Source organism: Croceibacterium sp. TMG7-5b_MA50 (genome assembly GCF_039830145.1).
Taxonomy (GTDB): Bacteria; Pseudomonadota; Alphaproteobacteria; order Sphingomonadales; family Sphingomonadaceae; genus Croceibacterium.
Genome location: NZ_CP156082.1, coordinates 1833768 through 1849477, shown reverse-complemented (window position 1 = coordinate 1849477; position 15710 = coordinate 1833768). Strand labels below are relative to the sequence as shown.

11 protein-coding genes are annotated in these 15710 nt (G+C 64.2%); 6 read left to right on the top strand and 5 right to left on the bottom strand.

Annotated features, from left to right (window positions below; translation table 11 throughout):
- Positions 1-48 precede the first annotated feature (48 nt).
- From V5740_RS08870 to V5740_RS08855, 4 genes are read left to right on the top strand one after another with little or no spacing between them, the layout of a single operon-like run.
- Positions 49-513 carry a (2Fe-2S)-binding protein gene (locus V5740_RS08870; protein ID WP_347302124.1) on the top strand — a complete coding sequence of 155 codons (465 nt, stop codon included), beginning with the start codon at positions 49-51 and terminating at the stop codon, positions 511-513.
- Entirely contained in the window at positions 510-1175 is a 666-nt protein-coding gene (locus V5740_RS08865) for an Isoquinoline 1-oxidoreductase subunit (RefSeq protein WP_347302123.1), read from the top strand. The genes V5740_RS08870 and V5740_RS08865 overlap by 4 nt, the downstream gene beginning before the upstream one ends.
- Positions 1163-3337, top strand: coding sequence for a molybdopterin cofactor-binding domain-containing protein (locus tag V5740_RS08860; RefSeq protein ID WP_347302122.1), 2175 nt, complete (start codon positions 1163-1165; stop codon positions 3335-3337). Before V5740_RS08865 ends, V5740_RS08860 begins: the two co-directional genes overlap by 13 nt.
- 10 nt (positions 3338-3347) lie before the next feature.
- Positions 3348-4064 carry an SDR family NAD(P)-dependent oxidoreductase gene (locus V5740_RS08855; RefSeq protein WP_347302121.1) on the top strand — a complete coding sequence of 239 codons (717 nt, stop codon included), beginning with the start codon at positions 3348-3350 and terminating at the stop codon, positions 4062-4064.
- 492 nt (positions 4065-4556) lie between these two features.
- Here V5740_RS08855 and V5740_RS08850 read toward each other — a convergent pair whose 3' ends face one another.
- From V5740_RS08850 to V5740_RS08835, 4 genes are all read right to left on the bottom strand, one after another.
- Positions 4557-5174: a tyrosine-type recombinase/integrase gene (locus V5740_RS08850; RefSeq protein WP_347302120.1), complete on the bottom strand. Its 618-nt coding sequence runs from the start codon at positions 5172-5174 to the stop codon at positions 4557-4559.
- A 133-nt stretch (positions 5175-5307) separates the two neighbouring features.
- The gene (locus V5740_RS08845) at positions 5308-5691 is read right to left on the bottom strand and encodes a type II toxin-antitoxin system VapC family toxin (RefSeq protein ID WP_347302119.1); all 384 of its coding nucleotides are present in this window, start codon (positions 5689-5691) and stop codon (positions 5308-5310) included.
- The gene (locus V5740_RS08840) at positions 5688-5948 is read right to left on the bottom strand and encodes a type II toxin-antitoxin system prevent-host-death family antitoxin (protein WP_347302118.1); all 261 of its coding nucleotides are present in this window, start codon (positions 5946-5948) and stop codon (positions 5688-5690) included. Before V5740_RS08840 ends, V5740_RS08845 begins: the two co-directional genes overlap by 4 nt.
- Before the next feature lie 1049 nt (positions 5949-6997).
- Positions 6998-8626 carry an alpha-D-glucose phosphate-specific phosphoglucomutase gene (locus V5740_RS08835; protein WP_347302117.1) on the bottom strand — a complete coding sequence of 543 codons (1629 nt, stop codon included), beginning with the start codon at positions 8624-8626 and terminating at the stop codon, positions 6998-7000.
- A gap of 298 nt (positions 8627-8924) precedes the next feature.
- On the opposite strand from V5740_RS08835, the gene V5740_RS08830 reads away from it, so the two are divergent.
- Both V5740_RS08830 and V5740_RS08825 read left to right on the top strand, forming a co-directional pair.
- Complete coding sequence (locus V5740_RS08830) at positions 8925-11834, top strand: TonB-dependent receptor (RefSeq protein WP_347302116.1); 2910 nt, start codon at positions 8925-8927, stop codon at positions 11832-11834.
- A gap of 114 nt (positions 11835-11948) precedes the next feature.
- Positions 11949-14303 carry a heparinase II/III family protein gene (locus tag V5740_RS08825; RefSeq protein ID WP_347302115.1) on the top strand — a complete coding sequence of 785 codons (2355 nt, stop codon included), beginning with the start codon at positions 11949-11951 and terminating at the stop codon, positions 14301-14303.
- On the opposite strand, the gene V5740_RS08820 is transcribed toward V5740_RS08825, so the two are convergent.
- A complete protein-coding gene (locus V5740_RS08820; RefSeq protein WP_347302114.1) occupies positions 14300-15709 on the bottom strand; it encodes a glycosyl hydrolase family 28 protein in 1410 nt (469 codons plus the stop codon). The genes V5740_RS08825 and V5740_RS08820 overlap by 4 nt on opposite strands.
- Between the last annotated feature and the right edge of the window lies 1 nt (position 15710).

The following is a 15710-nucleotide window of genomic DNA, read 5'->3' as shown; positions in this document are numbered from 1 at the left end:
CGAGTATCCGGCGTTCGCACCCGATCCTGCAAACCGTACCATCGGCGCATGACCCAACTTCTTTCCGTCAACGGCGAACTGCATCAGGTCACCGATGATGGCGACACGCCGCTGCTATGGGTCCTCCGTGACACGCTGCGGCTGACCGGCACAAAATATGGCTGCGGCAAGGCGCAGTGCGGGGCCTGTACCGTGCATCTGGACGGGCGGCCGGTGCGCTCCTGCTCGATCCCCGTAGCTACCACCGTTGGCCGCCGGATCGACACGATCGAGGCGGTCGCCGGTCCAGAAGCCGAGGCGATCCGCGCCGCCTGGGTCGCGCGTGGGGTGCCGCAATGCGGGTTCTGCCAGTCGGGCCAGATCATGAGCGCGGTGGCGCTGCTGCGGGCCGATCCGGCGCCCGACGATGCCGCCATCAACCGGGCGATGAGCGGCAATATCTGCCGTTGCGCCACTTATCCGCGTATCCGCGCCGGCATCCATGATGCCGCCAGGGCGCTGGCTGCATCGTGAGGCTGTGGCGCGTCCGGATCGGCTGCCTGCCGCTGACGCTGCTGGTTCTGGCTATCATCCTGCTGGCCGCGATCATCGCCCTGCGCTCGCCTCCCCTGCCGGAGGCCCGACCGCTGGCGGAGGAGGCGAGCGCGCTCGCGCCTGAGCAGCTCCGCACCGTGGCCAGTTTCGCCGGCATCACCGATCCTGCCATGCGTTCCGTCGCCCTGTTCCAGGAGGCGGGGCGGGTGATCCAGCATCCTCGGTGCATGAATTGCCACCCGCGCAGCGATAGTCCGACCCAAACCGATACCATGCGCCCGCACATGCCGGCCGTGACCCGCGGGCCGGACGATGGCGGCGATCCCCTGCTGCGCTGCACGACCTGCCACAACAGTGCGAACTTCGCCGCATCGGGCGTGCCCGGCAATCCCAAGTGGCAGCTCGCACCCATCGAGCAGGCGTGGCAGGGCCGCACGCTGGGGCAGATCTGCCGCCAGCTGCTTGATCCCGCCCGCTCCCACATGACCCGGGCCGAGTTGCTGCATCATGTGACGCATGACGAACTGGTCGCCTGGGCGTGGCACCCCGGCGGCGATCGAACCCCCGCACCGGGTACGCAGGCCGCTTTCGGCGCGCTGATCGATGCCTGGCTGGAGACAGGTGCCGCATGCCCCGCATGAAAATGACCCGCCGCAAGATGATCCTTGGCGGCACATTGGCTGGCGGCGCGCTGGTCGTCGGCTACACCGTCACGCACCCGCTGGAGGTGCTGGGTGCGGCGCTGACGGCGGGCGGCACGGAGGCAGAGCCCGGCCCGTTCGGCCCCTACATCCGCGTGGAGCCTGATGGTTGGGTGACGATCGTCAATCCGCAGCAGGAGATGGGCCAGGGCATCCACGCCGCGCTGGCGGCGATGATCGCGGAGGAACTCGACGCCGATTGGGACCGCGTGCGGATCGTTACCGCGCCGGTGGATTTCACCCGCTTCGGCGTGCAGGCGACCGGCGGATCGAACAATGTCGCGAGCCATTGGGACCGGCTGCGCCAGACCGGCGCGGCGGCGCGTGCGATGTTCGTCAATGCCGCCGCGCTGCGCTGGCAGGTTCCGCCCCGCCACTTGGCCGTGCAGGACGGGATCGTGTCGCACGCGGCGAGCGGCAGATCGGCGACCTTTGTCGACCTGCTGGTGGATGCGGCCCGGCAGACCCCGCCGCAGCAGCCGGTGCTGAAACATCCCATGGATTATCGCCTGATCGGCACCGACCGTGTCCGGCGGAAGGACTGCCTGCCCAAGAGCACCGGTCAGCAGGTCTACACGCAGGACATCCACCTGCCCGGTATACTGGTGGCGATGGTCGCGCATTCGCCGCGGTTCGGCGGACGCTTGGCCGGCTTCGACGATCGCGCGGCCCGCGAGGTTCCGGACATAGTGGACGTATTCGCGATCGAAACGGGGGTGGCGGTGGTCGCCCGCAACACGTTCGCGGCCATTCGCGGGCGAGAGGCGCTGAGTCTGCGCTGGGATGACAGCGCAGCGGAGACCCGCTCCTCCGCCGAGATCGCCGACTGGTATCGCGCAGTGGCCGAAGGGCTGGAAGAACTGGACTTCGACCGATTTGAGGAACGCGGCGACTTCCAACAGTCCCAGGCGGGCGACATCTTCAAGACCACGCTTGACTTCCCATGGCTGGCGCACGCCCCGATGGAGCCGCTGGACTGCGTCGCGCAGGTGGACGGCTGGGATGTGAACATCTGGTCGGGCTGCCACAACGCCTCCATCGATCAGGTGCATGCGGCACTGTCGGCCCATACCATACCGGGACGGGTCAACCTGCATGTGCTTGCCGCCGGCGGCTCCTTCGGGCGGCGCGGGGTCGTCTGGGGCGATTACGTCGTGGAATGCATGCGCATCGCCCGGCGCACCGGAGGCCGCCCGGTCAAGCTGATGTGGACGCGAGAGGACGAGATGGCCGCCGGCTATTATCGACCCATGGTGCACCATCGCGCGACCATTGCACTGCGGCCGGATGGCTACCCTGCCGACTGGCGCCACCACATCGTGTCGCAGGGGCTGCTGCCGGTCGGGCCTAACGCACAGAATTATGAAGGTGTGGCAGGATCGCCCTACTTTGTGACCGCGCAGGTGCTGGACTGCCGCATCAGCACGCCGGACGTGCCGGTGCCCGTGTCCTTCTGGCGATCGGTCGGCCACTCGCACACGGCGATGGCGATGGAGCACATCATCGACCAGCTCGCCCGCCGGGCAGGGCACGATCCGGCCGAGTATCGGCGGGTGCTGTATCGTGCTGCGGGCACCACTCGCAGGCTGGCCGTGCTGGACGAGTTATGCGACCGCGCCGGCTGGGGCACCCCGCTGGAACCGGGCTGGGCGCGCGGCATGGCGGTTCACGAAAGCTTCGGCACGATCGTCGGCCAGATGGCGGAGGTAAGGCTGGAAGGCACACGGCCGATCGTCCGCCGCGTGACCGCGGTGGTGGATTGCGGCATCGCCATCTCGCCCGACCAGATCGCGGCCCAGGTGGAAGGCAGCATCGGCTTCGGGTTGTCGGCCGCCATGTACGGTGCGGTGACGCTGCAGGACGGGATCGTGCAGCAGACCAATTTCGACACCTATCCCGTCCTGCGCATGAACGAGATGCCGGTGGTGGAGACGCACATCATGCCATCCACCAACCCGCCCAGCGGCATGGGCGAGCCCGGCGTCGCCCCGATCGCACCGGCCGTCGCCAACGCATTGTTCGCGCTGACCGGCCGGCCGACCCGCAGACTGCCGTTCCTGACCGGCACGCACGCGATCCAACTCGATATCACCACCGCCTGAAGGGACATCCATGGCACAGCTCGAACGCATCGCCCTCGTCACCGGCGCCAACAAGGGCATCGGGCGCGAGATCGCCCGGCAACTCGCCGAAGCCGGCGTTACCGTCCTGCTCGGCGCCCGTGACCCGGCACGGGGGCAGTCCGCTGCAGCGGAGATCGCCGGGGCCACCTTCCTGCCGCTCGACGTGACCAAAACCGACAGCATCGCCGCGGCCGCCGACACCATCGCAGTGGAGCATGGCCGTCTCGACGTCCTGGTGAACAATGCCGCCATCTTTTCCGCAGAGGATGGCACGCCCGCCCGCGCCTGCATCGCCGCAGTGCGACAAACCATCGAAACCAACTTCCTGGGCGCCCTCGCCGTGACGCAGGCCATGTTGCCGCTGCTGCACCGCTCGGCCGGAGGGCGGATCGTCAACCTGAGCAGTCCGCTTGGCTCGCTGGCGGTGGCGGGCGACCCGTCCTCACCCTTCAACGCGTACCGGCTGGTCGGCTACAACAGCTCCAAGGCGGCGCTGAACCTACTAACGCTACAGCTTGCCGCCGATCTGGCGTGGAGCAGCGTCACGGTGAACGCGGTTGTGCCCGGCTTCGTGCAGACCGACCTGACCGATGGGCAGGGCACGATGAGTCCGGCGGAGGGGGCGCGGCTGCCGGTGCACTATGCGCTGACGGCGGAGCCGGTCAGCGGCCGCTTCGACAGCCCTGAAGGCCCCGTGTCCTGGTAGGATCGCGGTAGGCTACAGCAGCCTTCGCCCGCCGCCTGGTAGACGGTGCTGATGGTCGGCCGCAAACCCATGCTGCGCGCCAGCGAGGCATTGGTCACGTTCGACACTCACACGAGAGCGGCAGAAAAGTTCCAACACAAGTCGACTCCGCGTTACCGATCCATCCAATTAGATGGCGAAAAGGCCAAATGAACGAAGGGCCGCTTCGGGTGAGCGAAGAAGAGCCGCTAAGCGTCCGCTATGGGGTTCTGCTGCTCGCCAGAGGCCGCGTAAGCCGGCTACTCCCCGCTGTCTTGACAGCGATCAGCGAGGAAGTCGTCAACGGAAGCGCCCGGCTGGTTGGCATACTTGCTGGCGAGAGCCTGAGCATGCCTGATGAGGTCGGGTAGGAGAAAGTCAGCTTCTTCGGCCAGGTGAGAAGGCGCATGAAGAGCGTGGTCATGACCGCCTTCTTCATCATGCTTTCGATCCAGGTTGAGCCTTGTCATTACATCACACCTCCGCCCGCTCTGCCAGTTCCAGCGCATCCTCCACGTCCACGCCCAGGTACCTGACGGTGCTCTCTATCTTCGCATGGCCCAGCAGGATCTGCACGGCCCGCAAATTGCCAGTCGCCTTGTAGATTATCGAAGCTTTCGTCCGCCGTAGCGAATGGGTGCCGTAGTCTTCTGCCTGCAGCCCGATGCCGGTGACCCATTCCCGCACAAGGCGGGCATATTGCCGGGTGCTCATATGGTCCATGTAGTCGTTGCGGCTCGGGAACACGTAGTCGTTCAGCGTGCCACCGCGTCGTTCGAGCCAGGCGAACAATGTCCGCCTAGCCGGCTCGACAATCTCGAACTGCACGGGTCGCTTGGTCTTCTGCTGCACCACCACGGCACGGTCGCGAATGCGCCCGCCAGCGACGATGTCGCCGATGCGCACTTTGACCACGTCACATCCGCGCAGCTTGCTATCGATCGCAAAGTCGAACAGCGCCCGGTCACGCAAGCGCTGGTGCTGGTCCAGCCAGAAGCGAATGGCCCAGACCTGCTGCGGCTTGAGGGCGCGTTTTGCGCCGAGCAAGCGCCCCTCGTTCCAGGGACGAAGCTCGTGAAAAGCCGGATCCATAGACGAGTGTCCCATCACTCACCTCTTTGCCTATGTGAGTCGACATCGGCTCGGCTAGGAAGACAATGCGCGCGCTTTTCTTGTGTACGTCAAGCGCAGTCTTCATCTGGTTCGCGCAACTTGGTCCGCTTGGCTAAATGGCGGATTGCAGGTCAGTCGCCGAGAAGTCGTGACCGACAAACAGGAGCGGAGATGCATGCTCATTCGCCAGTGCGTAAGCAAAGCAATCGCCAAAGTTGAGGCCTGCGGGATTGATGCCCTTGCCCCAGCGGCCGTAAGCATCGGCCACATGCCGCGCCATAGCGGGTGTGACCGGCGCGACCGTAAAGCCGAGCTCATCCACCAGGCGGCGCATCTCTGGCCCAAGACCACGCCGATCTGCGACGATCAGTGCTTCCGCTACTGTCCCAGCAGAGATCGACAGAGCTTCAGCGGTCGACAGCGCATCCATGCAGGCATCAGCTTGAGGCTCGCCGAGCAGGATCGCCATCAAGGCAGACGTGTCGACAACAATCACTTGGGCAGGCCATCCTCGCCGTAGAGATCGTCATGGCTGCGCGCGGCGCTCGGACCGGGCTTGCGATGACTTGCCGCGCTCCGTTGTACGGCCTCCATCAGTGCGCGGCGACCTGCCACATCGCGCTTCGGTTCCATGGGCACAAGCCGCACAGCAGCACGGCCGTGACGCGTCAGAACTATCTCGTCACCTGCCTCGGCACGGCGTACCAGGTCCGTCAACTGACCCTTCGCATCCGTCACTGATACCTGCATCATCGGTCCTCCGAACATTCAAGCAAATAGACCATCTAATGGTCCGAAGCAACTCCGAGCCTGGTCGTAGCGGCGCATTCTTCGGGCTGAACAAACGTCCGGAGTTGGCGAGCAAGAAGGCTGGCCTGAACGTCCGAAATGGGGTCAAGGTCGCTGGATCGTTGAGTTTGCAACTCCCAATTGCAAGGCGACGTGCTAAGGCAGCGAGCATGGTGCAGAATAGACAATACTGGCGTTCCAATCAGGATAGACGCGCTAAGAAGCAGCTCGCAGAGATTGAAGCGACCATCGTTGCTCTCGATGACAACGATCTTCTCGACCTCGCTGACATATTCATAAATTTATCGCGGGCCACGAGAGCAACGATTGCGTCGTAGAGATAGCGAAGCGCGGAATAAAGCTCTGATCTGCCTTAGCGTAGGGCTCGTTTAGAGTTCATTCGGTTTGAGATGGCAAGCACGGACAGGCGGGCAAAGGACCGCGTTGAATGAACGGCAGCTTCGGAGAAGCGACGATCTGGTGCTGAACGTCCACTCGGGAGTCTTGAGCCAGGTGGCAGCCTGGCTGGTCTCGCCTCTTTGTGGATGTTCCTAGCCGTAGCAAGCTTCCGAATTGCAGCTCATCGCTGACCGAAAGGCGGTGGCGACTTGCTCGCACACTGTCGGCTGCGGGCTTACCGTCTCCGGCGGGGCAATCGCGAGAAGGGTAGCGATGAGCGGCATCACGGCCGTCCTATCTTGGGGTTATACCTATGGTCGCACGGCAGCGCCCAGTTACAAAGTTCTGCCGTTCTTCCCTCGACGCACGATTGAAGGTGAGAAGCACGGCCAAGCCAGCGACTACCAAACCAGTTCGATCAGACCCCAAGCCATCCTCTCCAGAATCCCTGAACCCGTCATCTATCGAGTGACATGAATGAGTGGCGGCTTTCGGGAAGCGACAAGGCCGCCCTGAACGCCGCTATGGGGTTGAGCCGATACCCCGCTCATATGGACCGACCGGTTATCTAATGACCCAGTCAGCACTATGACAACGTGCCGAGGCTTAGATGGTCAGGTGATGACGGAGGGAGCGGAACGGCCAGTGTGCCGGGTGATACCGGCAAGGTCATCTGCAGCGGCCACCAGATCGATAAGGGCCACAGTGGTGTCGGCATCCAGGATGCCGTCCGGCCACTCGTAACGTTCGAGATAGACGCGCAGCGTTGCGCCGCTGGTGCCCGTTCCGGATAGACGGAATACGATGCGGGCGCCGCCTTCGAACTGCACTCGCAAGCCTTGATTGCGGCTGAGCGAGCCATCAACCGGGTCCAGATATTCGAATTCGTCCGCGCTCACGACGGTCAGGCCCTGAACCATACGGCCGACCAGGATGGACAGTGCCGCCCGCAGCTCGGCGATCAACCGCTCTGCCGCAACCGCGTCCACCCCTTCATAATCATGCCGCGCGTAGTAGTTGCGTCCGAAGCGAGCCCAGTGGCTCTCCATGATCGCGGCCACGCTCTCGCGTCGCACTGCCAGGATATTGAGCCAGAGCAATATCGCCCACAGCCCGTCCTTCTCGCGGACATGGTTGGACCCGGTCCCGGCGCTCTCCTCGCCGCAGATCGTCGCCATACCGGCGTCAAGCAGGTTGCCGAAGAACTTCCAGCCGGTCGGGGTCTCGTGCAACGGCAGCCCGAGGGCTTGCGCCACCCGGTCGGCCGCCGCGCTGGTCGGCATCGATCGGGCGATGCCCCGAAGACCGCACGCATAACCAGGCGCCAGATGAGCGTTGGCGGCGAGGGCCGCAAGCGAATCCGACGGCGTCACGAAGATGTTGCGCCCGAGGATCAGGTTGCGGTCGCCATCACCATCCGAAGCAGCCCCGAAATCGGGCGCATCGGCTCCGAACATCCGTTCGAAGAGCTCGTGCGCATGGACCGTGTTGGGATCGGGATGGTGACCGCCGAAATCCGGCAGGGGCGTGCCGTTCACCACCGTGCCCGCCGACGCACCCAGCCGCCGCTCAAGGATCTCCTGCGCATAGGGGCCGGTGACCGCGTGCATCGCATCGAAGCTGAGGCGGAAGCCGCCCGCGATCAGATCGCGGATCGCGTCGAAGTCGAACAATTGCTCCATCAGCTCGGCATAGTCGGCGACCGGATCGATCACCGCGACGATCATCCCCGCCACCAGCGTCTCGCCCAAGCAGTCGAGATCAACATCGGGCGCGTCAACTGTCAGATAACGATCAATCACCTTTGTCCGGGCGTAAATGGCGTCGGTGATCTTTTCCGGTGCCGGGCCGCCGTTGCCAATATTGTACTTGATGCCGAAATCCTCGTCCGGCCCGCCGGGATTGTGGCTGGCGGACAGGACCAGGCCGCCGAACGCCTCGTACTTGCGGATGACGTTGCTGGCCGCCGGGGTCGAAAGGATGCCGCGCAGGCCCACCAGCACCCGGCCGAAACCGTTTGCGGCCGCCATGCGAATCGCTGTCTGGATCACCTCCCGGTTGAGGAAGCGACCGTCGCCCCCCAGCACCAGCGTCTGTCCGGCATAGCCCTCGAGCACGTCGAACACTGATTGCACGAAGTTTTCGGCATAGTTCGGCTGTTGGAAGACCCGCACCTTCTTGCGCAGGCCGGAGGTGCCGGGCTTCTGGTCGGCGAAAGGGGTGGTCGCGATCGTCAAGGTCATGGCGTCACCTTGGCAGACTAACATGACAGGTAAAGTGGGCAGGGCGGCATACCAGTTCGCCCCTATGTTATCGATAGCTCACAGCGCAGCTTAAAATTCTGCCAGCATGAAGTGACTTGGCGTTTGGATACCGCTACAGCGGACAAAAACAGCGTTGCTATCGATACCAGATGGATTTATCTCCGAAGCAAGCGATCTGAGTCACGGCGAGGCAGAACGCAGCGTCTGCAAAAGCCACGCTGCAATTAGTCAGGTCGGAACTGTCGAAGAGCAGGCGGCCCAAAGGGAGAGATTGAAGATGATTAGGCGATACAAGGTTTTGGCCGGCGTCCTGGCGGGTTCCACCATGTTCGGGATGACCGGTGCGGCACATGGACAGGCCGCAAGCACGCCAGCGGGGGAGCCGACGGTGGAAGGCGAGGCGATCGTCGTCACCGGTTTGCGCGAAAGCCTGGCCAATGCGGCGCAGACCAAGCGCAACACGCTGGAGGTCGTGGACTCGATCACGGCCGACGACATCGGTAAGCTGCCTGATCCCAATGTAGCCGAGACACTGACGCGTATCCCGGGTGTCCAGGGCTATCGGTTTGGCGGCGAGACCGCCTCGCCAGTGGGCGAGGGCAGCGGGCTGACCATCCGGGGACTGTCGAACTTGACCGCATCCCGCATCGACGGGCGCGCCTTCTTCACCGCCGGCAGCCGCGAATTCAATATCGAGGGCGCGATCCCGGGTATCGTCGCCGGCCTCGACGTGTTCAAGAACCCCACCGCCGAACACATCGAAGGCGCCATTGGCGGGCTGATCAACATCCGCACTCGCAAGCCGCTCGACTTCCGCGACGATCTGGCGGGGGCGGCCGGCGCCACCCTGCGCTACAACGACCTGGCCGAGAACGTGCGGCCGGAATATTTCGGGTTGATTTCCAAGAAGTTCGATCTGGGCGCGGCAGGCGAACTGGGCATCTTGGTGGCCGGCAGCTATCAGCAGAGCTTCAACCGCGGGGACAGCACCGCCGCCAATGGCGGGCTCAACCTGCGCCGGGCTATCAGCGGCAACAGCGCCGAATATGCCGCCAATCCCAGTCTCAACCGGGCTTACGTCGGCCGGGCCGATGTCAGCTACCTGCTGCCGGTCTCGCTGGGCGAGGCGCTGGCGATGTCGGAAGCGCAACGCGGGGAGCTGTTCACCGCCGTCACCGACACGCACAATGTATTCACTGAGTCATACGAGCGGACCCGCAAGGGCCTCAACATTGCCGTGCAATGGGAGCCGAGCAGCAATCTGGAGGTGAACCTTACCGGGCTCTACAATTCGTACCTGTACGACCAGGATTACCAGTTCATCGTCACCAGCAACAGTTCGTACGTACAGAACCTGTCCACGCTCCCCTTCACCGTGGATGAAGGGCTGGCGAATCGGAACGCCAATGGCGGGCCGAACGAATTGGTTGCCGGGCGGCGCATCGCCGGCGGCACGTTCCTGAATTCCGGCCTGTTCACCCAGGGCGGCGACGAGCACCGCCTGTATGAGACCGGGATCATCGCGGCTAATGTCGTCTGGCGTCCCACCGACCGGCTGATGCTGAGCACGGACATCTCCTACGTCGATGCCTCTCAGTCGCAGGATAACCGCTCCGTCCGCCTGGACCCTGTCGCCGGTCTCAGCTGGAACATTACTCGCGATATCGCCGCGGTGCCGCATGGAGTGCAGTTCGAGGGACCTGACCTCAGCAGCCCGGCGAACTTCGTGTTCAACAATTACAGCAACGGCACTAACCAGACCTTCGACGATGATGGCCTGGCCGCCCGCTTCGATGCGGAATACGAGCTGCCGGACGGTCCACTGCGCACGATCAGAGCGGGTTTGCGTTATGCCTATCAGGCGGACCGCTACCGCAACTACACCTTTGACCGGCAACTGACGACCAACGGCTTGGCTCCTGCGGCCGACGGATCCAACCGCATCAGCGCAGCCGCGTTCCAGGACCTGCTGGCGCTCGCACCGGATAATTTCCTGGACCACGAAGGCGGCTATGCGGGCGGGTTCCTGACCTTCGACCCACAGGCGTTGCTGGGCGACAATGTCCGGGCGCGGTTCAGCCAGGCGGGGATCCTGCCGGAAGACTCGCTGGCCGAAAACCTGATCTCGCGCCGGTACTTCAAGGAAGACACCTACGCGGCTTATGCCGAGGCAGATTACGCGCTGCTCGATGACCGGCTGCGCGGCAATATCGGCGTGCGGGTGGTGCGGACCGACATCTTCGCTCGCGGGCAAGTGCGGACCGCAAGCGGCGACATCGTGCCGGTGGAGAGTTCGAGCGACTACACGAACGTGCTGCCGAGCTTCAACGCAGTCTACAATCTGACGCCCGACACCTTGCTGCGGTTCGGCTACGGCCGCGGCCTCACCCGGCCGAGCTTCTCCAACCTCAATCCTCAGGTGATCGTCACCCAAACCACCGGCTTCGGCACCCAAGGCAATCCCGACCTGCGGCCACAGGTCGGCGAGAGCGTGGACATCGCGCTAGAGCATTACTTCACCGGTGGTAGCTATGTGGCGGTGAACGGCTTCTACAAGTGGATCGACGGCTTCTTCACCGGCATCGAGGAGTGCCAGACGGTGCCTCTGGCGCCGGCGCCTGCCACCGGCGTGTTGAATTCGTGTCCGGCCGGGCAGTACCGGATCACCCGCAACGTGAATGCTAGCGCCGGGAACGCCAAGGGCGTGGAGGTCGCCGGGCAGACTTTCTTCGACTTCGACTTCGTCCCCCCCGCGCTCCACGGCTTCGGCGCCTCCGCCTCCTTCACCTATGTCGATACCGAGGTGCCGGTGACGCTGAACGGACAGGAGATCGTCACGCAGCAGCCGTTCACGTCCAAGTACAATTACTCCCTGACGGGGTTGTACGAGGACGATCTGATCCAAGCGCGGGTGGTCTATACCTGGCGTTCGGATCACATCCTGTTCGGCGTGACCGGCAATCCGATCGACGGGCGCTATATCAAGGGCTTCGGGGTGCTGGATGCCTCCATCGGCGTGAACCTGACCGAGGCTTTGAGCCTCAACCTGCAGGCCTCCAACCTGCTCGACACCGCGCCTAACCGCTATGTCGGGGAGCCGAACGGCTACGCCACGCCCATCGAGCGGCAGCACTTCACCAACGGCCGGGTGTTCGGCGCATCGGTCCGCTACAGCTTCGGCTCCTGAGTTGTCGCAGGCTCCCGGCCAAACGGCGCCGGTTTGCTTTCAGGTCCCCCTCCTGGCTCCCGGCGATACCGTCGGGAGCCGCTTTTTCTCTCATGACGGCGCAAGGTACTTGGCATGATGATGAAGCTTGCTCTGCCGCTGTTGACCGTTCCGATGGTCCTTATGGCGCCGACGGGAGCCGCGAGCGGGCAAATGGCGGCGCCCACCGGATTGAGCGTGATCGCGCCGCGGGATCTGACCGTCAAGGCGGGCGGCGGGCAGCTCGGGTTTGACGATGCGACAATGGCGCAGTTTCGCGAGCGGGTTGCCACGAATGCGGAGGTGCGGCGCAGCTGGCGCGCGGTGCTGGCAGACGCCGACACTATGCTGGGGCAGACCCCCGCGGCGATCACCGGCCATCCGCGGCGGATCACGGAACAGGCGGAGCCGCTGATCCTCGCATACCGAATGACCGGCGAAGCGCGCTATGCTGCCAAGCTGCGCGACATCCTGTTCATGATGGCAGGCGTGGAGAACTGGGTCACCGATGCGCCGCTGCTGCGCCGCGATCCGCCGTGGAACTCAGACCTGCAGATGGGGACCACGGCCGAGATGTTCGGCCTGATCTATTCCAATATCCGTGACACATTGAGTCCGGCCGAGCGTGAACAGCTGATCGCATCGTTCATGCAGCGCGGGGTTCAGCCGGTATTCAACGACTGGATAGACGGACGCCGGCGTATCCACACGCTCGATACGATGGGGCACAATTGGTGGGCGCACATCGTGTTCGGCACCGGCGCGGGGCTAATCGGTGTAGCCCGGGACGCGCCCGAGGCGCTACGCTACCTCGACCGGCTCGACCAGGCGGGTTCGGAATGGTGGGCCTTCGCAGGCAACCGGCTGGAATCCAAGATCGCCACCTTCGGAGCGCAGGGGGCCTTTTCGGAATCGGTGAACTATGCCGAGCTGGCGGTGGGCACCTACCTGAATTACCGCATCGCGTGGCAGGAGACGTTCGAGCAGGCGCCGGCGGCAATCCCCCTGCTGCCGAATGCGGTCGATTTCCTGATCCACAATCTCTACCCGGCCAGTACCGGCCCATACAGCGTGAACTTCGGCGACGGGGGGCACCAGAAGTCGTATGCGCGCACGGCCGCCAATATGTGGCTGACGGGCGACCGGCAGCCGCGCTACTTGTGGTACGTGAATGCGTTCGCCGGCGCCGGCGATTTGCGCCGGCAACCTCGCTACCTGGCCCACCTGCCACTAGCATCCGAAGAGGGCGGGAAGGGGGAGATGCCGGACCTGCCGACCTGGTTGTGGGACCGAGACATGGGCTGGGCTACCATGCGCAGCTCCTGGGCGCAGGATGCGACCATGCTGGCGGTGCGGTCGGGCTTCACCTGGAACCACAACCATGCCGATGCCGGATCGTTCGTCCTGTATCATCATGGCAAGCCGCTGCTGATCGATTCCGGCAATTCGTCCTACGCCACGCCCGAATATGACAGCTACTACCGGCAGGGCATCGCCCACAACGTCGCGACCTTCAACGGTCGCAACGAGCCAGAGGCGCATACCTACAGCGGCTCACACCTCACTGGTGCGTTGCCTCACATGCTGGTGGGCGGGGGCATGCGATACCTGATGGCTGACGCGACCGGGCCGACCTCCGCCTATTTCGAGCGCAACTTCCGGCATTTCCTGTGGCTCGATGACGGCGTGATCCTGGTCTATGACGATCTGCTCGCGCGCGAGCCCGGGCAGTTCGCCTTCCAGCTGCATGCTGAAGGCACCGTGCAGCGCCGAGGCACCTCGCTCCACGTGGAGAATGGCGGCGCTCGGGTCGAGGTGCGGCCGATCTATCCCACCTCGCTGCCGGATGCGGGGCTGCCGACCGACTACCCGGAGAATGTGCGGCTCACCACCTTGCAGGGATACAAGGACCATGCGCCGCAGGAGCGCACGACCTTCTATCGGTTCGAGCCTGCCGAGCTGGCCCAGCGGCAGAAGCTGATCACCGCCATTCTTCCGGAAGAAGTCGGCCCGGCAGTGGAGCTGGAGCGGCTGGCCGGGCCCAACATGATCGGCGTGCGCGTGCGCGCCGGCGAGCGGGTGACCGAAGTCTACATGAACCTGACGGCGGACGGCAGCGTCAAGCACCGTAACAGCATCGCTACCGTGATGGGTTGGGAGACGGACGCCTACATGGTAGCCGTTACCTACTCCGCCACGGGCACGATCGAGCGACTGCTGCTCGCCAACGGGAGCTATCTGCGGCGCGATGGTGAGGTCTGGCTGGACAGCCTGTCCAAGCGGTATCTGATCGGCAGCTTCACGGGGCCGCAGCCGGAGTACTGGGTGCAGGGGCAGGACAATACGGCGCTCACACTGCGGTTGCCGGGTCAGGCAGCGCAAGTGACCGTCAACGGCGCGACGCTGCACCCCGATACTGGAGGCGACACGATCCGGCTGCGGTGCTGCTAGCGGATCGTCACGGCGCCGACGTGATCGCCGATCATCAGGTCGTCCCGTGTGAAGGGACGGTCGCCGATCGTAACGTTTTCGAGGCGGACGTCGCTGACCTCTCGGTCGGCGGCGAAGCCCTCGATCAGGGCGCGGCGGTCCTGTATTTCGGGAAACTGGATGTTGCGCAGCGTGACGTCGCTGATCCCTAGGCCCGGCGTGTGGCTGTACTTCTCGTTGAAGACCACCCGCAACAAGAAGGGCAGGCCCTCCTCGACCCGATCGACGCGAATATCCTCGAACAGCACCTTGCGGACGATGTTGTTGTCGCCGGCATTGATCGCCATCACGCCCTGATAGTCGCGATCATTCTCGTCATGTTCGAGCACATCGATATTGCGGAACGTCACCTCTTCGATCGTCTCCTGCCCGCCGACCGAGCCATGAATGCCGAGGTGGATTGGGTGCGCGATGTCGGCCCAGAGCACGGCGTTGCTGACGGTGATGTTGCGGGCGTCGCCGGTGAAGCCTTTGCGGCCTGCGTAGATCGCGATCGTGTCGTCGGAGTTGCGGAGGAAGACGTCGTCGATGTCGACGTCCGAGCAGGCCATCATGTCGATCCCGTCAGTCCAGCTGCCTTCGCTAAACGCTTTCAGGTCGGCCACTTCGATGCCGCGCGACTGGCCGCATGACAGCGAGTAGTGCGACGGGTTCACGACCGTTGGCCCGTCGATGACTACCTCGCGACTATTGTTAATCGTAATCCCGTGATCGGGCGCATTGTAGATGAGCCCGTTGCCGATGAGGCGGACATCGTCGGCACCCTCGATCATCACCCCGCCATTGAGGATCGCACCCGGCGCCAGGTAAACCGTCTCGCCTGAAGCAAAGTGGAACAGGCGATCCTCGCCCGCCTCATGCACACCTGGGCCAAAAATTCGGACGCCTGCGCCTGCCTGCGGTTCTGGGCGTAGCGCTCCGGCGAAGACGTGGAGATTGGTCAGGCGGTCGCCGTCGAACTCGACCGACAGCTTCGTCGGGCCGGCGAGGGTGAGGTAGGCGATGTCGCCTTCGATCCGCACCGGAACCTGGCGGCTGGAGGGTCGAACCGAAACCTGGTGGACCGCGCCGTTGTTCTTGCGCACCGAGAGCTCAACCGGACCATCGCTGTTGAAGAACACCATGGTCGCAAGGCTCTTGGTGTCACTGTCCACGCGGACCTTGTACTCGTAGAGATCCTGCCATTGCCCGCCGGGCCGACGGACCCGGACAGTATAGTCATCCCGCTCCGCGCTCCAGAACCAACCGCCGCTGGGCACCGCTGGTATTTGCAGCGTCAAATCTTGGGCGCTGGCAGGCTTGGGCAGGAACAGCGCGGCTGCGAGCAGCAGAGGTGCGAGGCGCCACCCCGTCACTGCTTGAGCCACG